The organism is Parasphingopyxis algicola (assembly GCF_013378075.1).
GTDB lineage: Bacteria > Pseudomonadota > Alphaproteobacteria > Sphingomonadales > Sphingomonadaceae > Parasphingopyxis > Parasphingopyxis algicola.
In genome coordinates this window covers 1,921,781-1,945,923 of record NZ_CP051131.1, presented here as the reverse complement: position 1 = coordinate 1,945,923, position 24,143 = coordinate 1,921,781, and the positions used below count along the sequence as shown (strand labels likewise).

Below are 24,143 nucleotides of genomic sequence, written 5' to 3'. Positions count from 1 at the left end.
GGTTCGTAGAATGACCGATACCGCAGCCACTCCGGCCCATTTCGAAGCCACGTCGCATCATGACGATGCCGATCACAAGCCAGGCTTTTTCGTCCGCTGGTTCATGTCGACGAACCACAAGGACATCGGCACGCTCTACCTGATCTTCGCGATCGTCGCCGGCATCATCGGCGGCGCGATCTCGGGCATGATGCGGATGGAACTCGCCGAGCCGGGCATCCAGTATCTGGAAGCCTGGACCGGTGAAACGGGTAATGCCGCGCTCCATTTCTGGAACGTGATGATCACCGCCCACGGCCTGATCATGGTCTTCTTCATGGTGATGCCGGCGATGATCGGCGGATTCGGCAACTGGTTTGTCCCGCTAATGATCGGCGCGCCGGACATGGCCTTCCCGCGGATGAACAATATCAGCTTCTGGCTGCTGGTTCCGGCGTTCCTCCTGCTGCTGGGTTCGACCCAGGTGATGGGGACGACGGGGCTTGGCGGCGGCACGGGCTGGACGGTCTATGCGCCGCTCTCGACCCAGGCGTCGGGTCCGGCGACCGATATGGCGATCCTTTCGCTCCACCTTGCCGGTGCGAGTTCGATCCTCGGTGCGATCAACTTCATCACGACGATCTTCAACATGCGCGCGCCGGGCATGACCCTGCATAAAATGCCGCTGTTCGTCTGGTCGGTGCTGGTGACGGCCTTCCTGCTGCTGCTCGCGCTGCCGGTTCTCGCCGCGGCGATCACGATGCTGCTGACGGACCGGAATTTCGGCACGACCTTCTTCGATGCGGCCGGCGGCGGCGATCCGCTGCTCTACCAGCATCTGTTCTGGTTTTTCGGCCACCCCGAAGTCTACATCATGATCCTGCCGGGTTTCGGCATGGTATCGCAGATCGTCGCGACCTTCTCGAAAAAGCCCGTCTTCGGCTATCTCGGCATGGCCTATGCCATGGTCGCGATCGGCGTGGTCGGCTTCGTCGTCTGGGCGCACCACATGTTCACGGTCGGTCTGTCGCTCAACATGAAGCTTTATTTCACGGCGGCGACGATGGTGATCGCGGTGCCGACCGGAATCAAGATCTTCAGCTGGATCGCGACGATGTGGGGCGGTTCGGTGAGCTTCAAGACCCCGATGGTCTGGTCGATGGGCTTCATTTTCATGTTCACGGTCGGCGGCGTCACCGGCGTCGTGCTCGCCAATGGCGGCTTCACCAACTATGTGCACGACACCTATTATGTGGTCGCGCACTTCCATTACGTGCTGTCGCTCGGCGCCGTCTTCGCGATCTTCGCGGGCTGGTATTACTGGTTCGGGAAGATGTTCGGGAAGATGTACAACGAATTTCTCGGTCAGCTGCACTTCTGGCTCTTCTTCATCGGCGTGAACATATTGTTCTTCCCGATGCACTTTCTGGGGCTCGACGGCATGCCGCGGCGCTATCCGGATTATGCGGACAGCCAGACCTATTGGAACGAGATCGCCACCTATGGCTACTGGATCATGGGCGTCGGCATGATCGTGTTCTTCGTCAACATGATCTGGTCGGCGATCGCCGGCAAAAAGGCAGCGGACAATTATTGGGGCGAAGGGGCAACCACGCTCGAATGGACACTGTCGAGCCCGCCGCCCTATCACCAGTTCAACAAGCTGCCGAAGATCGATTAGGACGAGATCGCCGCCCGCACCATCGGGTGGCGGGCCCGGATGGAACGGATGAATACACGGACTGCCTCTAACCCCGCGCAATCTGCGACAGGGCCGGTGATCGCCGATTGGCGCGATTTTTACGCGCTGACCAAACCCGGCGTGATGAAGCTCGTCGTGTTCACCGGGCTGGCCGGTATGCTCGCCGCACCGACCCAGCTTCATCCCGTTCTCGCCTTCAGCGCGATTCTTGCCATTGCGCTGGCCCATGGCGCGGCCGCCACTCTCAACCAGTGGTATGAGACCGATATCGACGCGGTGATGAAGCGCACCGCCGATCGCCCGCTGCCCGCCGGCCGGATGGACCGCGAGACGGCGCTGCATTTCGGTGTCGGTCTCGGCGTCTTCTCGGTGATCCTGATGGGCATGGCGGCCAATTGGCTCGCCGCCGCGACCCTGGCCGCCGCGATCCTCTTCTATGTCTGCATCTACACGATCTGGCTCAAGCGCCGCACGCCGCAGAATATAGTGATCGGCGGGGCCGCCGGCGCCTTCCCGCCGCTGATCGGCTGGGCCGCCGCAACCGGCGAGATCACGCTGATGCCGATCCTGCTCTTCACGCTCATCTTTCTGTGGACGCCGCCGCATTTCTGGGCGCTGTCACTGTTCGTGAACGCCGATTACGCGCGGGCGGGCGTGCCGATGATGACCGTCGTCGCCGGGCCGCGCGCCACGCGCCGCCAGATGCTGCTTTACACCGTGCCGATGGCCGCCGTTGCGATTGCGCCCTGGCCGCTTGGCCTTGCCGGTCCGATTTACGGCGTGACCGCAACCGCGCTGAGCGCGATCTTCCTGGCCCTGGCTATCTCCGTGATCCGCAATCCTTCGACAAAGCCGGCGCACATGATCCCGGAGAAGCGGCTGTTCCTCTTCTCGATCCTGTACCTCTTCGCCGTGTTCGGCGCGCTCGTCGCCGATGCCTGGATACCGATGGGAGCTACCGCATGACCCCCGAAGAAGAAGATATCGTCCGCCGCCGCCAGAAGAGCCGCGCGATCGTGACGGCGCTGATTCTCGGCGGGCTGGCCGTGCTCTTTTACCTGATCACGATCACCAAACTGGTGGTGGCATCATGAGCGCCGTGCTCCAGCAGAAGAACCGGCGCAGCGCCACCATGGCCGCATTGCTCGTCGCGGGCATGATCGCCCTCGGTTTCGCTTCGGTTCCGCTCTATCGCATCTTCTGCCAGGTGACCGGTTTCGGAGGGACGACCCAGCGCGTCGAGGCGATTTCGACGGACATGGTGGCCACCGGCCGGGACGTGACGATCCGTTTCGATTCGAACACGTCGCGCGAACTGCCCTGGAATTTCGCGCCCGAAGAAAATACCCACCGGATCGGCATCGGCGAGCGGCAGCTTGCCTTTTACCGCGCCGAGAATCTGGGTACGGGCCCGGTGACCGGGACGGCGACCTTCAACGTCACTCCGCTCGAGGCCGGCCGCTATTTCAACAAGATCCAGTGTTTCTGCTTTACCGAGCAGACGCTGCGGCCGGGCCAGAGCGTCCGGATGCCGGTCACCTATTTCATCGATCCGGCAATCCTCGACGATCCTGATATCGGCGATGTCGAGGAAATCACGCTTTCTTATACTTTCTACCCCGTGGACGATACTGCGTCCTAGGGTTAGAGACCTGATTCACACGCTTCACTAAAGGGATTTGAGCGCAATGGCTGGAGCCGCCCCCGAACATGACTATCATCTCGTAAATCCGAGCATCTGGCCCTTTATCGGATCTATGTCGGCGCTGGCCATGGCGGCCGGCGGCATCATGTGGTTGCATGAACAGCCCTTTGGCGGCTGGGTATTCATCGCCGGGACGATCGGCGTTATCTTCACAATGTTCAGCTGGTGGGTCGATGTGATCCGCGAGGCCAATGGCGGCGATCACACCCCCGTGGTCCAGCTGCACCTGCGCTATGGCATGATCCTGTTCATCGCGTCGGAGGTCATGTTCTTCGTCGGCTGGTTCTGGGCCTTTTTCAATGGCGCGCTGTTTCCGCCGGAGGCGATCGGCGGCACCTGGCCGCCCGAAGACATATACGTCTTCAATCCCTTTACCTTTCCGCTGCTCAATACGCTGATCCTGCTCTGCTCGGGCACGACGGTCACCTGGGCGCATCACTGTCTGCTCAACGGGGATCGCCAGGGGCTGAAGACGGGCCTGTGGCTGACGATCCTGCTCGGCATTCTGTTCAGCGCCATCCAGGCCTATGAATATAGCATCGCCGGGTTCGATTTCTCGGGCAATATCTACGGCGCGACCTTCTTCATGGCGACCGGCTTCCACGGCTTTCACGTCATCGTCGGTACGATCTTTCTCGCCGTCTGCCTCGTCCGCGCCTATCAGGGCGATTTCACGCCGAAACAGCATTTCGGTTTCGAAGCGGCCGCCTGGTACTGGCACTTCGTCGATGTCGTCTGGCTGTTCCTCTTCGTCTCCGTCTATGTCTGGGGCGGCGCCGGCGGCGAGGTCCACTAGGTTGAGGCCGGGGTTCGCCCGATGAGCGGCCCTACACCTCTTCAGTCCGGCATTGCGGGTGCCTGTCCGCGCTGCGGAGCGCGAACCCTGTTCGACGGACCCGTGCATTTCGCCGAGCGCTGCGGGGCCTGCGGTCTCGACTATACAGGTTTCAACGTCGGCGACGGCCCCGCGGCCTTCCTGACCCTGATCATCGGCGCCGTCGTCGTCGCGCTGGCGCTCGCGGTGGAACTTTCGGTCAAGCCGCCTTTCTGGATTCATGTCCTGCTCTGGGTCCCCTTCACCGCCGCGGCCGTCGTCTTCGGACTGCGCGTCGGCAAGGGCGTGCTGCTGGCACTCGAGTACAGCAATGCGGCGCGCGAAGGACGGATCAGGAGTGACGAACCGGCCGACAAGGGCGCGGGCGAGTGAAACTGCCGCTGGTCCCGACGATCATCGTCACGGTCGCGATCGCCGTCATGATCGCGCTCGGCGTCTGGCAGCTGCAGCGCAAGGCCGAAAAGGAAGCGCTGCTCGACCGGTACGAACGGGCGATCGATCTTCCCACTATCGCCTGGCCCGAGACGCCGGACACCGATCTGCTCTACCGCCGCGCGACGGGCTTCTGCATTGAGCCGACGAGCTGGCGCGCGACGGCCGGCCAGAACCGCGAAGGCGAGGTCGGCTGGCAGCATATCGCAGCGTGCCGCGCGGGCGGCGGGGAGGGGCCCGGGATGCAGGCCGTGATGGGCTGGTCGCGTTCGCCGGAATCGCCCGGCGGATGGGAAGGCGGTGAGGTGTCGGGAATCATCACGCTCGATGCCGACCATGGGCTGCGGCTCGTATCCGAGGATCCGGCGCCGGGCCTGGCGGCCGTCGCACGGCCGTCCGCCGCGGATATTCCCAACAATCATCTCCTCTATGCGATCCAGTGGTTCTTCTTCGCGCTGGCTGCGGGCGTGATCTATGTGCTCGCGCTGCGCCGCAGGTTGCGCGGTTGAAGCGCCCCGGCTAGGTCCGCCCGTCATGCAGTATATCAGCACCAGGGGCGGCGCGGCGGCGCTCGATTTCGAAGGCGCGACGCTTGCCGGGCTCGCATCGGACGGCGGACTGTATGTGCCCGAAAGCTGGCCGCGATTCTCGCGCGAGGATATCGCCGCGCTCGCGGGTCTGTCCTACGCCGAAACCGCGGTCCGGGTGCTCGCGCCGTTCCTCGGCGACGCGCTAAGCGGGGCAGAACTGCGCGAATTGTGCGAAACGGCCTATGGCCGGTTTTCGCACGCCGCCGTCACCCCGCTCCAGCAGCTCGACGAGCGGCACTGGCTGCTCGAACTGTTCCACGGGCCGACGCTCGCCTTCAAGGATGTCGCGCTGCAACTGCTCGGGATCCTCTTCGAACGCTTCCTGTCGAACCGCGACAGCCATCTGACGGTGATCGGCGCTACCTCGGGCGATACCGGGTCTGCGGCGATCAATGCGCTGGCGGGGCGCGACAAGGTCGATATCTTCATGCTGCACCCCAAGGGCCGGGTGTCCGAAGTACAGCGTCGGCAGATGACGACGGTGCTCGCGCCGAACGTTTACAACATCGCGATCGAAGGCAATTTCGACGATGCCCAGCGGCTGGTCAAGGCGATGTTCGGCGATGCGCAGTTCGCAAACCGGTTTTCGCTGTCCGCGGTCAATTCGATCAACTGGGCGCGGCTTGCGGCGCAGATCGTCTATTATTTCTACGCCGCCGTCCGGCTCGGCGCGCCCGGGCGCGCGATCGCCTTTTCGGTGCCGACCGGCAATTTCGGCGATGTGTTCGCCGGCTATGCGGCCGCCCAGATGGGGCTGCCGGTCGCGCGATTGATCGTCGCCACCAACGTCAACGACATCCTCCATCGCGCGATGACCGCCGGCGACTATTCGGTCGGCAAACTGACGCCGACCCCGGCGCCCTCGATGGATATTCAGGTCAGCTCCAATTTCGAACGGCTGCTGTTCGATCTCTACGACCGGGACGGCGATGTGCTGGCGTCCGTCATGCAGAGCTTCGAAGCGAGCCGGGCGCTGACGCTCGACGATCGCGCGCATACGCGGATCGGCGAACTCTTCTCCTCGGCCCGTATCGACAATGACGCGATGGCGCTGGCGATGCGCCATGCGTCCGAAGAGATGGGCGAGGTCATCGATCCGCATACGGCGATCGGGCTGTCGGCCGCGATGGGCGCGGATCTGCCGCGCGATATCCCGGTCGTCACCCTCGCGACCGCGCATCCGGCCAAGTTCCGCGATGCCGTCGAACGCGCGACCGGCCAGCGGCCGTTGCTCCCACCGCGCGTGTCAGGCCTGTTCGAGCGCAAGGAACGGTATGAGACGCTGCCCGGCGAATTGCAGGCGATCGAAGCCTATATCGCGGAACGCGCGACGGAGACATGACCCTTGCCACCCTGATCGCCGAGCCCTGGGCCGATTACGGGCTCGTCGATTCGGGCTATGGCCGCAAGCTCGAACGCTATGGCCGCTTTCGTTTCATCCGGCCCGAGCCGCAGGCGATGTGGGCGCCGGCCTCCGGCGACTGGCGCGCCGATGGCGAGTTCATTCCGGCCTCGGACGAGGATGGCGGCGGGCGCTGGCATCTGGACGCTAGCGTGCCGAACGAGGGCTGGCCGCTCGCCTGGGAGGATGTGCGCTTCCAGGCGCAATGCACGCCGTTCCGCCATCTGGCCTTCTTCCCCGACATGGCTTCGCACTGGAGCTGGATGCGGGGGCTGGTAGGCCCTTCGACAAGCTCAGGACAAGCGAGCGAAGCGCTCAATCTCTTCGGCTATACCGGCGTCGGCAGTCTCGCGCTGGCGGCGAAGGGCGCCCGGGTGACCCATGTCGATGCCTCGAAGAAATCGGTCGAAGCCGGCAAGGCCAACGCCGCGCTGTCGGGCATGAGCGACCGGCCGATCCGCTGGCTCGTCGACGACGCCGCCAAATTCGCCGCGCGCGAGGTGCGGCGCGAACGGCGCTATGACGGGATCATGCTCGATCCGCCCAAATGGGGGCGTGGGCCGAAAAAGGAGCTCTGGCAGCTTGAGGAGGGACTGCCGGGACTGCTCGCCGATTGCGCCAAGCTGCTCGATAAGGACAGCCGTTTCCTGGTATTGACGGTCTATGCCGTGCGCATGTCGGCGCTGGCGATCGGCGAGCTCGTCGCGCAGTCGCTCGCGCATCTCGGCGGTACGGTGGAATGCGGCGAAATGGCCGTGCGCGAAGAGGCGCGCGGGCTTACCCTGCCGACCGCGATTTTCGCCCGCTGGTCGCGCTAGCCGTCCCGCGACAGGACAGTATCGCCGCCGGACTCCACAAAATCGCCACCGCGGTTCATGGTTAACCGATGGTTATCCGAGTCGTTTCCGCGCTGGCCGCCGCCGCCGTCGCGTTTCCCGCCGCTGCTGCGGAGCGGCTACCCTACGACATCGTCAACTTCACGCGCACGCCCGCCTATGCGCCGCAGATCGGGTATGACGTTGGCGGATTGCTCTACGATCGCGTGCCCGACCATGTCGCGCTCGGCTACCGGCTCGACGGACTGACGGGCACCGTCCCGGCCTATCGTATCATACGGGATGTCGGGCCGCTCGATTACGACACCGACGGGCTGTTGGCCGTGATCTACGCGGCCGGTCCGCAAGACAGTTCAAGCGCCGCGGCGGACTAATCCCGCATCGCCCGGATCGCCGCTCCGGTTGCGAAGGGAGCGATGGCGAGCAGCAGCAGCGCCGACGCCCCGAGCAGCGCAAACGCGCCGCGCTGAAGCTCGTCCAGCGCGCCCGCCCCGAAGATCAGCACCGGCACCGCGAGCGGCAGCATCAGGAGTCCGGCAAGCGCGCCGCCGCCCGGCAATCCGGCGACGAGGGCGCTGACGGTCACGGCGAGTGCCGCGAGCCCGAGACTGCCCAGCGCCAGCCCGGCTTCGAGCCGCACCACGCTGTCCATCTCCATTCCGAGCAGCGCCGACGCCGGCAGTGCGGCGAGCATCAGCGGCGGCCCGAAGCCGATCCAGTGCGCGGCGATCTTGGCGACGGCGACGACCTCCTCGCTGATTCCGCGCACCGCATATTGATCGAGGACGCCGGCATCGCGGTCGGGCGCGATCAGCCGGTCGATCGGGAACAGTGCGGCGAGAAGGGCCGCCGTCCAGAGCACGCCGCCGCCGACCCGGCCCAATATCGTCGGGTCGGGTCCGATCGCGAAAGGAAAGAGCGTGGCGACGAGCATGAAAAAAATCAGTGGCAGCAGCCATCCGCCCCCGGCAAAGCTCCGACCGAGATCCCGCCGGGCGATGGCGAACAGGTCGCTCATGCCACGCCCCCGATCGGGACGTTTGTCGCATCCGGCATCGCCAGCGGCTGATGCGTCGCGGCGACGACGATGCCGCCCGCCGCCCTGTGGCCGGCGATCGCCGCTTCGAGCCGCGCCCGTGCGTCGCTGTCGAGGCCGTTGGCCGGTTCGTCGAGCAGCCAGATATCCGCGGCGCCCGCGATGACCCGGGCGAGGGCGGCGCGCTTCGACTGCCCCGTCGACAGCATCCGTACCGGGACATCGGCGAGATCGCCCAGCGCCATGCTGTCCAGCGCCGCGCGGATCGCGCCGGCGTCCCGCCTGTCGAGCGCCGCCCAATAGCGGAGCGCGCGCTCGAGCGGTAGCTCCCGGTCGAGCGCCGCCTGTTCGCCGGCAAATGCAATCGTGCCGGCGATTTCGACAGTGCCCGCCGGTTTCGGCAACAGCCCGGCAATCACGCGCAACAGACTGGTCTTGCCCGCGCCGTTGGGGCCGGTCACGAGCGCCGCGCCGCCTGCTTTCAACGCCAAGTCGAGCCCGCTGAACAACGCCCGGTCGCCCCGCACGCAGCCCAGCCCGGCAAGGGTCAGTGCAGCGCTCAATCCGCGCTGTCCTCGAGCGCGTGCATGTCCGCGTCGCTCAGCCCGAAATGATGGCCGACCTCGTGAATCAGCACATGATGGACGAGCCGTTCGACGCCGATCCCGCGCTCGGCGGCTTCGGCCAGTATCGGCTGGCGATAGAGATGGATGACGTCGGGCAAGGTGCCGAAATCCGAGACGCTTTTGTCGCCGAGCGGACGCCCGGTGTAGAGGCCGGAGAGCTGCATCGGATGGTTTAGGCCCACGGCCTCCAGCGATTCCGGATCGGCATATTCCTCGACCCGCAGCACGACATTGCCCATCTGTTCGCGAAATTCGATCGGCAGGCTGTCGAGCGAGCGCCGCGCCATCGCTTCCATGGCGTCGGCATCGGGGGCGTTGGCCGCAAAGCTTTCGTCGATCCGCATATTGAGGCAGATAGGGCGCTGAAGCCTGCAAGGGAAGATCGGAAGGACCGGAGACGATGACCGAAAGACTGAGCGATGCCGAACGCGAGGCCGCCTTGGCGGCGCTGCCGGGCTGGGATCATGATGCGAAGCGTGATGCGATATCGCGCAGATTCGAATTTGCCGATTTCAGCGCGGCTTATGCATTCATGACCCGCGTCGCGCTGCTCGCCGAACAGATGGATCACCATCCCGAATGGTTCAACGTCTACAACAAGGTCGACGTGACCCTGACGACCCACGATGCCGGCGGCCTGTCCGAAAAGGATGTGAAAATGGCCAAGGCGATGGAGGATTTTGCGGGATAAGCGCTCGCCCCTAATCCTGGACCCGGCGCGCCATCCCCAGGCTCTTGCGTAGCCGCCCCGGTGTCCAGCGCGCCGCAAAGGCTAGTTTTTTGGCGGTTTTGCCGACAGTCGTGTGAATCTTCTCGCCGTGAACGGCCTGCCAGGCCGCCTCGGCGACGTCCTGCACCGGCGTGATTTCCAGTCCCGCCTCGGAGATCATGTCGCGTACAGACGCGTTGCCGCCGGTGAGCGGGCCGTCGAGGATCGGCGTTTCGATGAAGCTCGGCATCAGCGCGCGGGACCGGATGCCATGGGGTTTGAACTCGATATCGAGCCCCTCGGTCAGCGCGCGCACGGCGAACTTGGTGCCGCTGTACACGACAAGGCCCGCCGCGCCGTAGATTCCCGCCGCCGAACTGGTGTTGAGGATGCAGCTGTCGGGCGTATCGCGCAGCATCTCGAACGCCGCGCGCGTGCCGCTGATGACGCCGGTGAAATTGATCGCGATCGTGCGGTCGATATCCTCGTCGCTCATCTGTTCAAGCGGCCCGCCGACCCCTATCCCCGCATTGTTGAACAGCACGTCCATCCGCCCGTTCGTGCGTTCGCCGAACGCAGCGATCGCCGCTCTCCATTGTGCGCGATCGGTCACGTCGAGCCGGTGGATCGAGAACTGGCCCGGTTGCAGGCCCGCCGCCGTTTCTTCCATCCCCGCTTCGTTGATGTCCGCCAGCCCGACGAACCAGCCGCGCTCGCCGAAATAGTGGGCGACGGCGCGCCCGATGCCTGACGCGCCGCCGGTGATGAAGATGGATTGGACTGTCATGGGGGTCCCCTGCCTGGTGATTCTTTTCCGTTTGGAAGGTTCCTAGCCCGATTTTCCCAAGAACGGGAATGGCAATATGGAGAGGTGAAGGCTGGTCCCTTGCCTTGCGGGCAATCCGCGCTATGAATTACGACGATTGTCATAATGAAAAGGCACCGTCCATGCATATCGTCTCGACCGCTCTGTCCCGGGCCATGCTGCTCATGCTGCTCGCCGTCCCGGCGGGTGCATCCGCCCAGCCTGACGAAGCGCCGCCGCTGGCGCTGAACCGCGAAACGCTGGAAACGCAGATCGACGCGTTCATGGCGGCGAACGGCTATGCGGGCGTCGTGTTCGTTGCGCTCGATGGCGAGACACTGGTCGAGAAAGCCTATGGCATGGCGCATGCCGATCTCGGCGTGCCGATCACGCTCGACACCGCGTTCGGCATCGGCTCGCGCCCGATCGATTTTACCACCGCGGCGATCTATCTGCTCGAACAGCGCGGCCGGCTGAGCCAGGATGACACGCTGTCCGATTATCTCGATAATGTCCCGGCGGACCGGGCCGGGATGACGATTCGGCAGATGATGACGGGCCGATCCGGGCTTCCCGATTTCCCGGCGAACGATAGAGATTGGGACGCCGATCTCGGCTGGATCGACCGGACCGAATTCGAACGGCGGACACTCGCGATCCCGTTGCTTTTCGCGCCGGGCGAGGGCGAGGCGCATTCGCACTGGGCGTTCGGCATGCTGGCCGCGATCGTCGAGCGCGTCAGCGGACAAGGCTATTCCGGTTTTCTGCGCGAGAATTTCTTCGATCCGGCCGGAATGGAACGGACCGGCGATTATGGCGAGAGTCGCGGCCTGACCATGGCCGATTTTGCGGCGGGCGGCGGCGTCCAGCGGGGCTTGCCCAACATACCGCCCAATTGGGGGCCGACATCCTGGCTCGTCCTCGGCAGTGGCGGGATGTTCTCGACCCTGGGCGATCTCAGGCGCTTCTATATCTTCGTAACCCAAAGCGGCGTGCTCGAGCCCCGATACACCGAACATTTTCTCAGCGCGCGAGCCGGGCTCGACGGGTCGGACCGGGGTTTCGAGCTGTTCAGCTTCACCGACGAGAATTTCACCGACGAGGCCTATGTGATGCTCAGCCAGAGCGGCGAGGAGGGATCGATCATGGCGATCGTGCGGCCGCTGGTCGCCCTGTTGCGGGACAATTAGGAACGGTGTCTGAGCGATGCGCTTGACCGTCCGGGTCCAGGCCGCGATGCTTGCTCGCGATGGACAGGAAAAACGGCCCCGTCGTCAGCTTTGACGGCATCGCGAAGAGTTTCGACGGAGGCGCCAGTTTCGCCGTCGATACGCTCAGCCTCGAGATAGCCGGGGGTACGTTCGTGGCGTTGGTCGGCGAGTCCGGATCGGGCAAATCGACACTGCTCAAGATGATCAATCGGCTGGTGGACCCAAGTGCCGGAGAGATCGCGATCGGCGGCGAGCCGATAGCGGATCAAGATCCCGCCGATTTGCGCCGTCACATCGGCTATGTATTTCAGAATATTGGACTATTTCCGCATATGAGCGTCGCGGAAAACATCATGATAATTCCGAAACTGGCCGGCGACGGTGCGAAAAATCGCGCACCGGAACTGCTCGACCTGGTGGGACTGCCGGACGATGTCGCCGACCGGCTGCCGAATGAACTATCGGGCGGCCAGCAACAGCGTGTCGGTGTGGCACGCGCTCTGGCCGGGGAACCGGGGCTGATGTTGATGGACGAGCCATTCGGCGCGCTTGATCCCGTCACCCGCGACCAGCTCGGCGAGGCCTATCGCGCGCTTCACGACCGGCTCAGGCTGACGACGATCATGGTGACGCATGACATGGCCGAGGCGCTGCTGATCGCCGACCGGATTCTCGTGATGAGCGCCGGTCGGGTCGTCGCCGACGGCTCGCCCGAAGCGTTGCTGGCGGGCGAGTGCGGCGAGGAAGCGAGCGCTTTGATCGCGGTGCCCAAGGGCCAGATGGCAAAGCTCCGCCAGCTTGAGGAGCGCGCATGAACCCGCGCCTTTCCGAAGCGCTTTCGCAGGTCCCGCCGCTGCTGGCGGATCATGTGATCCTCTCCGCGGCGGCGCTGCTGCTCGGGCTGGCCGTCGCACTGCCGCTCGCGATTGGTGCGTCGCGCAACGACCGGCTGCGGCGGATCGCGCTCGGCGCCGCGAGTCTCGTCCAGACGATCCCCGGGCTCGCGCTGCTGGCGCTGTTCTATCCCCTGCTGCTCGCGCTCAACTCGCTGTTCGCACCGGTCGGGCTGGCGCTTCCGGCGCTCGGTTTCCTGCCCGCCCTTTTGGCGCTCGCGCTCTATGCGGTGCTACCGATCCTGCGCAACTCGGTGACCGGTATCGTCGGGATCGACCCGGCGATTATCGAGGCTGCCGACGGTGTCGGTATGACCCCGCGGCAGAAATTGCGGATGGTCGAAGCGCCGCTCGCGGCTCCGGTCGTGATGGCCGGCATCCGGACCGCGACGGTCTGGACGATCGGCGCCGCCACGCTCTCGACGACGGTCGGTCAGCCGAGCCTTGGCGACATGATCTTCGCCGGACTGCAGACGCAGAACTGGACCCTGGTGCTGACCGGCTGCGTCGCGGCGGCCGCGCTCGCGCTGACGGCGGATGCCTTGCTCGGCCTGATCGAAGCGGGAATAGCGAAGCGCAGCCGCTGGCGGATAAGAAGCGGGCTGCTGGCATTGCTGGCCGGCGTCGTTCTGGCGCTGGCGCCGCTGGCGATGACCGGTTCGCGCGCCGATATGGTCACCATCGGCGCCAAGGGCTTCAGCGAGCAATATATCCTCGCGCGGCTGATCGGCGATCGGCTTGAGGAGGCGGGTTATGCGGTTCGCTATCGCGAGGGGCTCGGTTCCGCGGTGGCGTTCGAGGCGCTCGCGAGCGGCGATGTCGATGTCTATGTCGACTATACGGGCACGCTGTGGACCAACGCGATGCGCCGCGAGGACAATCCGCCGCGCGATGAAATGCTGGACCGGCTCGGCGAGTGGGTCGCCGAAACCCGCGACGCGCGCGTGCTCGGGCGGCTGGGCTTCGAGAATACCTATGCCTTCGCGACGACGCAGGAAACGGCCCAGCGTTACGGTTTGCAGAACATCGACGATCTGGCCGCCGTGGCGCCCGAGCTTACCATGGGCACCGATGTCGAGTTCCTAAACCGGCCCGAATGGGCCAGCATTCGCGACGCCTATGGTTTGGCGTTCGCGGAGGCCCAATCCTATCAGCCCACCTTCATGTATCGCGCCGTCGAAAGCGGCCGCGCCGATGTTATCACCGCCTTTTCTTCGGACGGCCGGATCGCGGCGAGCAATCTGTTCGTGCTCGCCGATCCGCGCGGCGCGATTCCCAATTATGATGCGGTGCTGATGGTTGCGCCCGGCCGGGCCGACGAGGAGCGCTTCGTTTCGGCTCTGACTCCTCTGCTCGACGCCATTCCCGTCGAGGCGATGCGCGCGGCGAACTATATGGTCGATCGCGATGACGACAAGGCGAGCCCCGCCGAGGCGGCCCGTTGGATGCTGAACGAGATCGGCCTTGCCGAAGACGGGGTTAGTCCGGAAAGCGGAGCTTGAACAAGTCCCGCGCGGCGTTACGCCAGACCGTTTGAATCAGCTCGTCGCGACTCTCCGGATCGCGGATCCTTTCGAGCAAAGCGGTATTTTCCGCCGCCCTTTCCTCCATCGTCATATGCTGGCGGCGAGGCGCCCGCGGACATAGCGCGCCGATCTGGTGGCGTGTCGCCGCCGTCACTTCGTCCCGGCGCAGAAATTTGCGCCACATGAACAGGTCGGTCGGCACGTCTTCAGGTGCCGGCGACCATCCGCGTTCAAGCCCGTCATAGGCGGTCCGGCGATAGCCGCAGACCGAAGGACCGAAGAAATTCCATCGCTCGTTTACCATACGATTGCGAACTTCCGGCGATCCGAGATCGAAACCGATGAGACGCAAGCCGCCATCGGGCTTCACGGCGACCTGCAGGAGATTGCCGAAATCGACGAGGTCGAGCAGCCGCGCCATCCCGTCGAGAAAGTCTGGCATCCAGAGATCGTCATCGTCGATATGGCAGATATAGCGGCCGCGGCTTTCGGTCTCGATGATCTGGGCGCGATACTGTTCGCCGTGGCGTTCTCCCTTGGGAAAGGCCCGGACATGGATGCGTTCGTCGTTGCGCGCGAGCCGTTCGGCTTCCGACGCGGTTTCGCCGGGCGCGCCATCGCAGACGATGAAAATCTCGAACGATTGCCGTTTTTGCGCCAAAACGCTTTCCAGCGCCAATCGCAGCATATCCGGCGGCCGGTGAATCAGCAGCAATATCGTAAACAGGGGCGGGTCGCCGGAGTTCATGCCGGACTAGCGACCTTCCAGCTTGGTTTCGATCTCCGCCATATGCTCGACAATCGCGCAACCTTTGCGGGCGTCGGCGAGCGGAGGTGGACCGCCGTCCAGAAAATCGAGAAAGCCCCTGACTTCGGTGAGCAAGGGCATCGTGTCCGGGAAAGGAATGGTATCGACGTCCTGGCCCGGTTCGGCGACCGGGCCGCGGCGAACGAAGAGGCAGGTCTCATAGCCGCCGCGCAACTCCATCACGCCGTTTTCGCCGACCGCGGCGACGCGCCGGGCATGTTCCACATTGGCCACTCCGATATCGAGCGTAACGGATACCGGTCCGGTGCCGCCCAGTTCGGCGGTGAAGCCCAGCTGCGGCTCGGCGCGGATGACCGCGCGGGCGTCGTCGAGCGGCGGCAGATATCCGAGGATATGGTCGGCAATGGAGAGATCGTGGGGGGCGAGGATCCAGAGCGGCGAAACGTCCGCATATTCATGGCCGTTGCTCCAGCGCTGCAGTCTCAGGCCCCGCAACCTGCCGATCGCACCCGCAGCAATCTGGGCGCGCACGGCCTCGACCCCGCTATGATAGCGCCATTTGTCCATGACGAAGACCTGGCCGTCATCATCTTCGGCTATTTGCCGGGCGCTGTCGACGTCCGCGGTCAGCGGTTTCTCCACGAAAATCGGCTTGCCTCTCGGCATGAGCGCAAGCACGATATCGCCGTGCGTGCTGGTCGGCGTAACCACGACATATCCGTCGACCGGCGGCAATTCTTTCAAGTTTTCGACGATCGATGCTGCGCCCGCCCGTTGCGCTATGGCCTGATTGCCTGAACTGGCACAGACGACATGGACCTCCGCTCCGCAGGCGACCAGGTCTCTGAGCACGAGCTTGCCCCACCGGCCGCAGCCTATCAGTCCGATCGTGGCCGTCATTCCGAGAAACCGGCAGCATGGACCATCTCGGTCAGCGTACCGGCGGTTTGATCGCGCCCGGACAATATCGGGTCCGAGCACGGCCATTCTATCGCGAGGCCTTCATCGTTCCACCGGCACCCGAATTCGTCGCTGCCGTCGAAGGCGATATCGACGCCATAAAGATGCATGGCCGGTTCGGGGAAGTAGAAGCCGTGGGCCACGCCGACCGGAATGGTCACCATTGCCGGTCGTGCGGCGGAGATGGTGAGCAGAAGGGCCGTGCCGCTCGTTTCGGACTCCGGCCGCAGGTCCTGCAGCCCGAGGAGCATTTCACCGTCGACGACCGTCAGTGAGTCCCGGTGGCGACCATGCAGGTGGACGCCGCGCAGCGTGTTGGCGACCGAATGGACGATGTTCCACTGAACCGGATGCGTGTCGGCCAGTTTCCATTCGTTTCGATAGACTTCGGTCAGGTCGCCGCGGCTGTCCCTGTGCCGGGTCAAGGCACGGCACCCGAGGCCGGCGATCGGTACGGTGCTATCGCCTTCAAGCTCTTGCGCGTTCAGCATGGCTATCGCCTTCTTTGGCCAGACAATGATTATATCCCCAAAATACTGAAAATCATCTATCGGATTTCCCGGCGAAAGCCCCGCTGTTCTTGGGCGCCGGACGTCTTGCCGGGCAATTGCCCCTCGGCGACACGGCCCGTCATCGCGACCCCGGCGCTCGTCCGAAGACGTCGGGTATCTTGTTGACACCGGACGGTCGTTTCGCCGGCTGTGACCTTTGCCGCTTCGCCGCGGAAAACCGCCGATTTTGCCGAGAGACCATGGTCTCGACTGTGACTTTCCGGACCGGTGCCGGATATCGCGATATGCCGTATGCGCCCATCGCGGGATCGAGCATAGCGCGAAGCGGACCGTGCAGGACAGCATGATCTGGCGAAGTGCTTTCACCCTTTCCGCAGCTCATATACGCCCGCCCCGCACCCGCCTGAACGGCGGTCAGTTTCCGGCCATTGTGTCGATCTTCGCGTGCAGCGCCTTGATCTCCTGCATGATCGCATCGCGTTCGGCTGTCTCCGCTTCGTCCTGGCTCTCGTGCATCGCATTGACGATGATCGCAATGAACAGGTTGAGGACGACGAAGGAGGTGATCAGGATGAAGGGCACGAAGAATATCCAAGCCGCCGGATATTGCTCCATCACCGGGCGCACGATCCCCATCGACCAGCTTTCCAGCGTCATGATCTGGAACAGCGAATAGAGCGACGCGCCGATCGAACCGAACCATTCGGGAAACCGTTCGCCGAACAATTTCGTCGCCATTGTCGCGAAGACGTAGAAGATAAGGGCGAGCAGCAGGATGACCGATCCCATGGCCGGAATGGCGGACAGGAGGCCCTGCACGACTTGCCGCATTTTCGGAACGACCGAGATCAGGCGTAGCACGCGCAGGATACGCAGCGCGCGCAATACGGAAAATTCGCGACTGGCGGGAATCAGCGCGGCGGCCACGATGACGAGATCGAACACATTCCAGCCGCTCGTGAAGAAACGGTGGCGGTAGACGATCAGCTTGGCGGCGATCTCGGCGACGAAAATCGCAATGGCGATCGTGTCGAGCGCCGAGAGTATCGGGCCGTAGGGCTCGTTGACGCTGGGCACGGTTTCGAGCCCGATCACCGCCGCGTTGACGATGATGGCGGTCATGATCGCGCCGGTAAAGCGCGGCGATTCGATGATGTTTTGGAGGCGCGCGAGAATCGTCATGCGTGGGCGAATAACAGCCAGGCGATATAACCGATATAGCCTGCAACCATCAGTCCGCCCGTTATCCGGCCGATATGCCTGCTCACCCAGAGCAGTGCCATCAGCCCGACCGCGATCGCCGCCAAGAGCGGCAGGTCGAACGTTACAAAGGACGGCGGCACGCCGCCATTGGCGGCGATCGCGGTCACGCCGCCGATTCCCAGGACGTTATAGATGTTCGATCCGACGACATTGCCGAACGCGATCTCGCCCTCGCGGCGCAGCGCCGCCATCACCGAGGTGACAAGCTCGGGCAGCGAAGTACCGATCGCGACAATGGTGAGCCCGATCACGCCTTCGGACAGACCCGCAAGGCGCGCCAGATCGATCGATCCCAGCACGAGGAAACGGCCGCCCAGGATCACGCCGGCGAGCCCGAGTATCGTGAACAGCAACGGCTTGCCCCAACCGTTGAGCGGCAGGTGTAGCCGGGGATCGGCGGCTTCGAATGCGGCCGTCTTGTCGTACGCGGCGCCGTGATCGTCGGCGCTCACGCGTTCATGGCGATAGGCCATCACGATATAGGTGACGAGCAGCGCGAGCAGGACGATGCCGGTCAGGATTCCGACCGCGCCGGCAAAGGCGAGGGCGACGAGAAAAAGGGTCGCGGCGAGCGCCACGCCCGCGTCGCGCCATACGGCCCGCCCGGTCACCGCGAACGGCGCGAGCAATGCCGCCGTTCCGAGGATCAGCAAGGTGTTGGCGATGTTCGATCCGACGATATTGCCCCAGGCGATTCCCGGGGCGCCGGCCAGCGACGCCTCGAGACTGGTGACGAGTTCCGGCATCGATGTACCGAAGCCTAGGATCACGAGCCCGATGAACAATGGGGCGACGCCGGCACGTTCCGCCAGGCCGACCGCGCCGCGAATGAGCGTTTCTCCGCCCACGATCAACAGGATCAGACCGCTGGCAATCGATAGAGAGATGAGCATGAAATCGGTGTTTCCCGAATGAGTAGGCCTGACCGGGCGCGTTGGTCAAATGGCCGACAAGGCGGATAGGAAGGACATCGCACCGGCCGCGTCTGTGCGCTCCGGATATCTCGGCGACGTAGGAGGGGCCGGGCGGCAATGACAGGGGATGTCGATAGAATGGGATGCAGCATCTCGATAGTTTCTATCTATCATCATGCAGCCGCTCAGTCGCGCAATGCGCGGGCTTCGGTCTGGATATGCTCGGCTATCGACCGATAGGCCGGGGCATAGGCCGCGCCGTCCCGCCAACTCGCCGCAATGCCGCGGTTTGCGGTCCAGTCCACGATGTCTAGGATTTTCACGCCGGCCTGACCTCCTACCTCGGATCGAATGTAGAATTCCGGCAGGATGGAGAGCCCGAGGCCGGATCCTGTCATCTGGCGCAGGCTGTCGAGGCTGGTCCCTTCATAGTCGCGCAGCATTTCCAAGCCCAGTTCGGAGCAGATCGAGGCGACATGGCGGTGGAACGTATGCCGCCTGTCCAGGCTCAGCACCGTCTCTCCCGCGATATCCGACTTGCTGAGCCGGGTCTTGGCCGAGAGCGGGTGATCGGCCGCGGCGACGAGAAACAGCCTTTCGCTGAACAGCGGTTCAACATGAAGCGAGGGGCCCTCGATCGGCATTGGCCCGAGCAGCATGTCCAGCGCGCCGCGGGAAAGCTCCATCGCCTGGTCGTCGGGAATTCCCTCGCGGATATAGAGGCGCAGGTCGGGCTGCTGCTTGTGCAGCGCCGCGACAATGGACGGCATCAGGTACGGCCCGAGCGTCGGGCTGACGCCGAAACGCAGCGTACCGGCGAGCTGTTCGCCGGCGCGCCGCGCCAGTGCGCGCAATTCGCGGACTTCGACCAATACCCTCCGCGCGCGTTCCACCAGCTCCCGGCCGATCGGCGTGAGTTCGGCATTGGGCGCCCGGCGTTCGACGAGCACCACGCCGAGCCGGTCTTCGAGCGTCCGCAACTGCTGGCTCAACGTTGGCTGCGATACATGAACGGCTTGGGCAGCCCGTCCGAAATGCTGGTTGTCAGCGATCGCCACAAGATATTCGAGTTGCCGCAACGTCGGCATGTCCTGCCCCTTCCTTTCAATAGTTAAAATCTATCGTTAAGTTCTCTATCATTCGATTGGATCGATTGCAATAGCATCTCCATATTGTTCGTGACGGAGCAACAATGGAGGTGGGAATGGCGACAGATTTTCTTGCGACGCTTCGCGAGCTGCGTGCCTTTCGTCACCGCCGGGTTGTAGAAAGGGCTCGCCAGATCGTGGATCGCGACAACAGGACGAGGCGGGCGGACGCGCGCGGCGCCGAAGACGGCGATCTCGACGAGGCTTTGGCCAACAGCTTTCCGGCGAGCGATCCGATCGCGCTGTCTCCCCGCCCGGGCCATCCCGGATCATCGACAGCCAGGAGAACCGCATGAAAGACACGTTTGACAGATTGATCGCTCGGCACCGGGAGCTCGACAAGAAGATCGACGCCCATCGCCGCCGCCCGCATGGCCGCTCCCCGGAGATTGGCCGTCTCAAGCGGCTCAGACTGGCGATCAAGGATGAAATCCAAGGCTTGCGTTCGAAACTGCCCCGCGAAGCGGCCTGACATCTTCCCTCCCTGGGTGGCGCGCCGATGCCCCCTCTAACGGCGCGCCACCCCCTTTTATTTTGTGTGGTAACCGCGCTGTTCTCCGCCTAAGGTACTTGTATGATTGATCAATTGCGTCCGGCCATCCGGGAGTTTCTCGCCAAGGAGACGACCGGCGGCTACTTCCTTTTCATCGCCGCGGCTCTGGCGATGATCGTGGTGAACTCGCCGCTCGCATCGCTCTATTCCGGGCTGTGGCAGACGCCGATCGAAGTGCGGGCGGGCGCATTCGAGATCGCGAAACCCCTTTTCCTGTGGGTTAATGACGGCCTGATGGCGATCTTCTTCTTCCTGATCGGCCTGGAGGTGAAACGCGAAATCGTGGAGGGCGAGCTCTCGTCCCTCGACAAGGCCGGTTTGCCCATTGTGGCGGCGATCGGCGGCATGGCGATTCCGGCCCTGGTTTTCGTCATGATCAACTGGGGCATACCGGAGAATATAGATGGCTGGGCCATCCCCGCTGCCACCGATATCGCCTTCGCGCTCGGCGTACTCGCGTTACTCGGCAGCCGCGTCCCGGTGGCGCTGAAGGTGCTTCTCCTGGCCATCGCGATCATCGACGATATCGGGGCGATCCTGATCATCGCGCTGTTCTATACCTCGAACCTATCGATCGAGGCGCTGATGCTGGGCGCTGTCGCGGTGGCAGGGCTGGTCGCGCTCAATCGGTTCGGCGTTCTGCGAACGGCTCCCTATATCCTTGTCGCGGTCATCCTGTGGGTCTGCGTCCTCAAATCGGGCGTCCATGCCACGCTGGCGGGCGTCGTCGCCGCGCTCGCGATTCCGCTCAGGGGCCGCGGCGAGGGTCATTCGCCGCTCAAGCATCTCGAGCATCAGCTTCATCCTTGGGTTGCATTCATGGTTCTGCCGCTCTTCGCCTTCGCCAATGCGGGTGTCAGCCTGTCGGGGATCAGCATCGCCGATCTGATGGCGCCGTTGCCGCTCGGCATCGCCATGGGTCTCGTTGTCGGCAAGCAGATCGGCATCTTCGGTTTTGCGTACGCCGCCACGGCCACAGGTCTCGTCAAACGGCCGACGGAGATCAGCTGGGTGCAGCTTTATGGCCTCGCCTGTCTTGCGGGAATCGGTTTCACGATGAGCCTGTTTATCGGGACCCTGGCGTTCGGCGATGGTCCGCAGATGGAGCAGGTGAAGCTCGGCGTCATAGTCGGTTCGCTGATCTCCGGCGCGATCGGCTATATATTGCTCCGGATTTCAGGCCAGCCCGCGCCCGAAATCGCGCCCGCACAGGTATCGAGAGCCTAGACCGAAACAGGCTATCCGATGTCGGACGGTCTGCCCTCGGCCGCAATCCGGGCCGACCACATGGCCAGGCGATCGAAGCGGATCGGCTGGTAGAACAGTACACCAGCCAGGCCGTCTTCGAGCCATCGGACATTGGATTTGTGGGCGCCGAGATCGGCAACCACGATTTCGACGTCATGGCCGACCCCCAGCCCGTCCAGCGCCTCGATCTTGGCGCCTCTCACCGAGATGTCGACCATCAGGGCGCGGTCGAACTGTTTCGCATTCTTGATGATCACCCGCTCGTTGACCCGTAGCCGTATCGCCCGTTTGTCCGGATAGGTCTGCGGCGGGTCCAGAAAGTCCTCGACCTCGATCGGTGCGAGAAACTGAAATCCCGAGGAACGGTCGCGTTGCCATATCTTCCGGATGGCGATCCTTGTTCCGCCAGCAAGCTCGATCTCGATGTCAGTGGGCAGGTTGAGTTCGCCGAATATCTCGACGTTGATCCCTTCGGCCGACACGTTGCGAACGATGCATAGCAGCTCGGTATTGGCCAATATGAGTTTCGCAACGCGGTAAACCAGCCGATGGCGGGTGGTCGAACGACTATCGCCCGCTTCCCCCAATCGGGGACCTCGCGGGTTCAGGGCGGTCACAGGGCGTCCAACTCTGTCATTCCTCCCCCAGCGCATCATGCGCACAGCACCGCCCGAATGGCGGGCGGCCGGATAAATCGGTGAGCTTGGAATCTGAGAGCGCGACCCAAATCCGTGGGGGGGTGGGGCACAACGCCCCACAGGTTCCAAACTCGAGCGCGGCTTAACATGCTCTTTTGAGGCAAGATTGAGCAGAATCTGGATAGAATCGGGAAAATTCGAGCGCGAATTTCCAAATTTGTCGATAAGGGGCTAGTTTGTATTCTTCTGCAGAAACGCCTCCGCGATCCCATAATGAAATTCGGCCAATACAAGTTTGACGAATTCGAGCTCGATACCGAGCGTTTCGAACTGCGCCGCAACGGCGAACGGATATTCGTTCAGCCACAACCCATGGCGCTGCTGATCCTGCTCATCGAGAATCGGCATCGATTGCTCGACAAGGACGAGATCATCGAGAGCCTATGGGCCGGCCGGGTCATGTCCGAGTCCGCCCTCTCTTCACAGATCAAAGCGTTGCGCAAGCTGTTGGGCGATGACGGGCGGCGCCAGCGATTCATCCGCACCATTTACGGCAAGGGATTCCGCTTTGTCGGGGACGTACAGACCCAAAAGCCGTCGGTCCTGATCCGTACGCCCGAGGATAGCGAGACGATCCCGGTTCAACAGGACATTATCGGTGAACGCCCGTCCATTGCGGTTTTGCCGTTTCGGACCATCGGCAAGACAGAGGCCGACAACCGCATGGCCGATGCCTTGCCGGAAGAACTCATTCGCGCATTGTCGCAGCTTCGATGGCTGTTCGTTATCGCGCGCGGATCCAGCTTTCAGTTCCCGTCGACCGAGCCCGATCTGCAATATGTGCGGTCCAAGCTCGGCGTGCGCTACTATCTCTCGGGCGCCGTCGAAATCATCGATGATCATATTTCGCTGATGGTGGAGCTGGCGGATGCGCAGAGGGGCAGCGTGGTCTGGGCCGACAAGCTGGAAACCAAGCTGGGCGGTATCCACGAGGTCCGGCAACACATCGTCGCGAATGTCGTTTCTTCGGTGGACTTTCACATTCCCGCCTATGAAGCCCGCCGCGCGCGCTTGACTGTGCCCGAAGAGCTCAACGCCTGGCAGGCCTATCATCTGGGCATTTCGCATACGTTCCGGCTGGGCGAACCGAACTATGAGGAGGCCGAGCGGTGTTTCCGGCGCGCGATAGAACTGGATCCGCAATTCGGCCGCGCCCATGCGGGCCTCGCCCAGATTATCTGGTGGGAGATGATGCAGCGGTCGCGCGGAGATTTGGAAGACATGCGATCGGCGATGACGGCCGCCGCCCAAAAGGCGATCGCCTATGACGAAATGGATCCGTTCGCGAATCTGGTCCGGGGTGGTGCGGCATGGCTCTCGGGCAGCCCGCAGGAAGGTGCGGTATGGTTCAATCGCGCGATCGAATTCTGTCCCAACTATTCGTCCGCCTACAATGCCCTGGCCGGCATACACGCGCTGACCGGCGATCCCGATCCCGCCATCGAACATATCGATAAGGCGATCGCGCTGAGCCCGCTCGACCCTTGGCTGCACACAATGTACGCGATCCGCGCCGCCTCCCATATCGCGAGGGAAGAGTTTGACGATGCCGCGCTATGGTCGACGAAAGCCATGCAACTACCCCATGACAGCCTGGTGGTCGCCGGAGCCGCGCTGATTTCCTTCCACCAGGCCGGGCATCGCGACGAGGCCGACAGGATGGCCAGCCGCATCCGCGAATATCATCCCGGCATGGACCGGGCGGGCGTGCTGAGTGCGCTGCCGATCTTCTCGGAACTGTTCCTCAAACATTTCAATGAAGTGTTCCGCGAATACAAGTTCGACTGAGCC

The 24,143-nt window shown here is 63.6% G+C and carries 28 protein-coding genes; 17 read left to right on the top strand and 11 right to left on the bottom strand.

All coding sequences use genetic code 11. The annotated features are described in order from the left end of the window. Nucleotides 1–10: 10 nt before the first annotated feature. From ctaD to HFP57_RS09560, 10 genes are all read left to right on the top strand, one after another. Nucleotides 11–1,660: a cytochrome c oxidase subunit I gene (gene ctaD / locus HFP57_RS09600; RefSeq protein WP_176869561.1), complete on the top strand. Its 1,650-nt coding sequence runs from the start codon at nucleotides 11–13 to the stop codon at nucleotides 1,658–1,660. A 48-nt stretch (nucleotides 1,661–1,708) separates the two neighbouring features. Beyond that, nucleotides 1,709–2,647 (top strand): heme o synthase, encoded by a 939-nt coding sequence (locus HFP57_RS09595; protein WP_176869560.1) that lies wholly within the window; start codon nucleotides 1,709–1,711, stop codon nucleotides 2,645–2,647. Further along, nucleotides 2,644–2,775: a hypothetical protein gene (locus HFP57_RS18150; RefSeq protein ID WP_281363090.1), complete on the top strand. Its 132-nt coding sequence runs from the start codon at nucleotides 2,644–2,646 to the stop codon at nucleotides 2,773–2,775. The genes HFP57_RS09595 and HFP57_RS18150 overlap by 4 nt, the downstream gene beginning before the upstream one ends. Then, nucleotides 2,772–3,323, top strand: a complete 552-nt coding sequence (locus HFP57_RS09590; RefSeq protein ID WP_176869559.1) for a cytochrome c oxidase assembly protein — start codon at nucleotides 2,772–2,774, stop codon at nucleotides 3,321–3,323. The genes HFP57_RS18150 and HFP57_RS09590 overlap by 4 nt, the downstream gene beginning before the upstream one ends. A 46-nt stretch (nucleotides 3,324–3,369) precedes the next feature. Then, on the top strand, nucleotides 3,370–4,182 hold the full coding sequence (locus HFP57_RS09585) for a cytochrome c oxidase subunit 3 (RefSeq protein WP_176869558.1): 813 nt from the start codon (nucleotides 3,370–3,372) through the stop codon (nucleotides 4,180–4,182). Nucleotides 4,183–4,203: 21 nt separating this feature from the next. Next, the gene (locus tag HFP57_RS09580) at nucleotides 4,204–4,593 is read left to right on the top strand and encodes a DUF983 domain-containing protein (RefSeq protein ID WP_176869557.1); all 390 of its coding nucleotides are present in this window, start codon (nucleotides 4,204–4,206) and stop codon (nucleotides 4,591–4,593) included. Further along, nucleotides 4,590–5,162 (top strand): SURF1 family protein, encoded by a 573-nt coding sequence (locus HFP57_RS09575; RefSeq protein WP_246263006.1) that lies wholly within the window; start codon nucleotides 4,590–4,592, stop codon nucleotides 5,160–5,162. Before HFP57_RS09580 ends, HFP57_RS09575 begins: the two co-directional genes overlap by 4 nt. 25 nt (nucleotides 5,163–5,187) lie before the next feature. Continuing rightward, entirely contained in the window at nucleotides 5,188–6,585 is a 1,398-nt protein-coding gene (thrC, locus tag HFP57_RS09570; RefSeq protein ID WP_176869556.1) for a threonine synthase, read from the top strand. Next, entirely contained in the window at nucleotides 6,582–7,463 is an 882-nt protein-coding gene (locus tag HFP57_RS09565; RefSeq protein WP_176869555.1) for a class I SAM-dependent rRNA methyltransferase, read from the top strand. The genes thrC and HFP57_RS09565 overlap by 4 nt, the downstream gene beginning before the upstream one ends. Nucleotides 7,464–7,531: 68 nt before the next feature. Beyond that, nucleotides 7,532–7,855, top strand: coding sequence for a hypothetical protein (locus HFP57_RS09560; RefSeq protein ID WP_176869554.1), 324 nt, complete (start codon nucleotides 7,532–7,534; stop codon nucleotides 7,853–7,855). On the opposite strand, the gene HFP57_RS09555 is transcribed toward HFP57_RS09560, so the two are convergent. The 3 genes from HFP57_RS09555 to HFP57_RS09545 are packed head-to-tail and all read right to left on the bottom strand — an operon-like array spanning nucleotide 7,852 to nucleotide 9,487. Then, nucleotides 7,852–8,499, bottom strand: a complete 648-nt coding sequence (locus HFP57_RS09555; protein WP_176869553.1) for a heme exporter protein CcmB — start codon at nucleotides 8,497–8,499, stop codon at nucleotides 7,852–7,854. The genes HFP57_RS09560 and HFP57_RS09555 overlap by 4 nt on opposite strands. Then, the gene (gene ccmA, locus HFP57_RS09550; protein ID WP_176869552.1) at nucleotides 8,496–9,080 is read right to left on the bottom strand and encodes a heme ABC exporter ATP-binding protein CcmA; all 585 of its coding nucleotides are present in this window, start codon (nucleotides 9,078–9,080) and stop codon (nucleotides 8,496–8,498) included. The genes HFP57_RS09555 and ccmA overlap by 4 nt, the downstream gene beginning before the upstream one ends. Continuing rightward, nucleotides 9,077–9,487 (bottom strand): metallopeptidase family protein, encoded by a 411-nt coding sequence (locus tag HFP57_RS09545; protein WP_246263005.1) that lies wholly within the window; start codon nucleotides 9,485–9,487, stop codon nucleotides 9,077–9,079. Before HFP57_RS09545 ends, ccmA begins: the two co-directional genes overlap by 4 nt. A 56-nt stretch (nucleotides 9,488–9,543) precedes the next feature. On the opposite strand from HFP57_RS09545, the gene HFP57_RS09540 reads away from it, so the two are divergent. Beyond that, nucleotides 9,544–9,834, top strand: coding sequence for a 4a-hydroxytetrahydrobiopterin dehydratase (locus tag HFP57_RS09540; RefSeq protein ID WP_176869551.1), 291 nt, complete (start codon nucleotides 9,544–9,546; stop codon nucleotides 9,832–9,834). A 10-nt stretch (nucleotides 9,835–9,844) separates the two neighbouring features. Here the strand turns inward: HFP57_RS09540 and HFP57_RS09535 are convergent, their stop codons facing one another. After that, entirely contained in the window at nucleotides 9,845–10,639 is a 795-nt protein-coding gene (locus HFP57_RS09535; protein ID WP_176869550.1) for an SDR family oxidoreductase, read from the bottom strand. A 161-nt stretch (nucleotides 10,640–10,800) separates the two neighbouring features. Between HFP57_RS09535 and HFP57_RS09530 the strand changes: the two genes are divergently transcribed. The 3 genes from HFP57_RS09530 to HFP57_RS09520 are packed head-to-tail and all read left to right on the top strand — an operon-like array spanning nucleotide 10,801 to nucleotide 14,263. Beyond that, entirely contained in the window at nucleotides 10,801–11,847 is a 1,047-nt protein-coding gene (locus HFP57_RS09530; protein ID WP_176869549.1) for a serine hydrolase domain-containing protein, read from the top strand. Between the two features lie 59 nt (nucleotides 11,848–11,906). Next, a complete protein-coding gene (locus HFP57_RS09525) occupies nucleotides 11,907–12,683 on the top strand; it encodes an ATP-binding cassette domain-containing protein (protein WP_176869548.1) in 777 nt (258 codons plus the stop codon). After that, the gene (locus HFP57_RS09520) at nucleotides 12,680–14,263 is read left to right on the top strand and encodes an ABC transporter permease/substrate-binding protein (protein WP_176869547.1); all 1,584 of its coding nucleotides are present in this window, start codon (nucleotides 12,680–12,682) and stop codon (nucleotides 14,261–14,263) included. Before HFP57_RS09525 ends, HFP57_RS09520 begins: the two co-directional genes overlap by 4 nt. Here the strand turns inward: HFP57_RS09520 and HFP57_RS09515 are convergent. From HFP57_RS09515 to HFP57_RS09490, 6 genes are all read right to left on the bottom strand, one after another. Beyond that, entirely contained in the window at nucleotides 14,241–15,035 is a 795-nt protein-coding gene (locus HFP57_RS09515) for a glycosyltransferase family 2 protein (protein WP_176869546.1), read from the bottom strand. The two genes, HFP57_RS09520 and HFP57_RS09515, sit on opposite strands and share 23 nt — an antisense overlap. Nucleotides 15,036–15,041: 6 nt before the next feature. Next, complete coding sequence (locus tag HFP57_RS09510; RefSeq protein WP_176869545.1) at nucleotides 15,042–15,956, bottom strand: Gfo/Idh/MocA family protein; 915 nt, start codon at nucleotides 15,954–15,956, stop codon at nucleotides 15,042–15,044. Further along, entirely contained in the window at nucleotides 15,953–16,507 is a 555-nt protein-coding gene (locus tag HFP57_RS09505; protein WP_176869544.1) for a dTDP-4-dehydrorhamnose 3,5-epimerase family protein, read from the bottom strand. The genes HFP57_RS09510 and HFP57_RS09505 overlap by 4 nt, the downstream gene beginning before the upstream one ends. A gap of 435 nt (nucleotides 16,508–16,942) precedes the next feature. Next, nucleotides 16,943–17,710 carry an ion transporter gene (locus HFP57_RS09500; protein ID WP_176869543.1) on the bottom strand — a complete coding sequence of 256 codons (768 nt, stop codon included), beginning with the start codon at nucleotides 17,708–17,710 and terminating at the stop codon, nucleotides 16,943–16,945. Further along, complete coding sequence (locus HFP57_RS09495; RefSeq protein WP_176869542.1) at nucleotides 17,707–18,684, bottom strand: calcium/sodium antiporter; 978 nt, start codon at nucleotides 18,682–18,684, stop codon at nucleotides 17,707–17,709. Before HFP57_RS09495 ends, HFP57_RS09500 begins: the two co-directional genes overlap by 4 nt. Nucleotides 18,685–18,890: 206 nt before the next feature. Further along, entirely contained in the window at nucleotides 18,891–19,793 is a 903-nt protein-coding gene (locus HFP57_RS09490) for a LysR substrate-binding domain-containing protein (RefSeq protein ID WP_176869541.1), read from the bottom strand. Between the two features lie 352 nt (nucleotides 19,794–20,145). Between HFP57_RS09490 and HFP57_RS09485 the strand changes: the two genes are divergently transcribed. Next, entirely contained in the window at nucleotides 20,146–20,325 is a 180-nt protein-coding gene (locus tag HFP57_RS09485) for an HP1242/YdcH family protein (RefSeq protein ID WP_176869540.1), read from the top strand. A 102-nt stretch (nucleotides 20,326–20,427) separates the two neighbouring features. Beyond that, the gene (nhaA, locus tag HFP57_RS09480) at nucleotides 20,428–21,633 is read left to right on the top strand and encodes a Na+/H+ antiporter NhaA (protein ID WP_218135009.1); all 1,206 of its coding nucleotides are present in this window, start codon (nucleotides 20,428–20,430) and stop codon (nucleotides 21,631–21,633) included. A gap of 11 nt (nucleotides 21,634–21,644) precedes the next feature. Here the strand turns inward: nhaA and HFP57_RS09475 are convergent, their stop codons facing one another. Further along, on the bottom strand, nucleotides 21,645–22,172 hold the full coding sequence (locus tag HFP57_RS09475) for a hypothetical protein (RefSeq protein ID WP_176869539.1): 528 nt from the start codon (nucleotides 22,170–22,172) through the stop codon (nucleotides 21,645–21,647). Between the two features lie 393 nt (nucleotides 22,173–22,565). Here HFP57_RS09475 and HFP57_RS09470 point away from each other — a divergent pair, with 393 nt between their 5' ends. Beyond that, nucleotides 22,566–24,140 (top strand): winged helix-turn-helix domain-containing tetratricopeptide repeat protein, encoded by a 1,575-nt coding sequence (locus tag HFP57_RS09470; protein WP_176869538.1) that lies wholly within the window; start codon nucleotides 22,566–22,568, stop codon nucleotides 24,138–24,140. Nucleotides 24,141–24,143 lie beyond the last annotated feature (3 nt).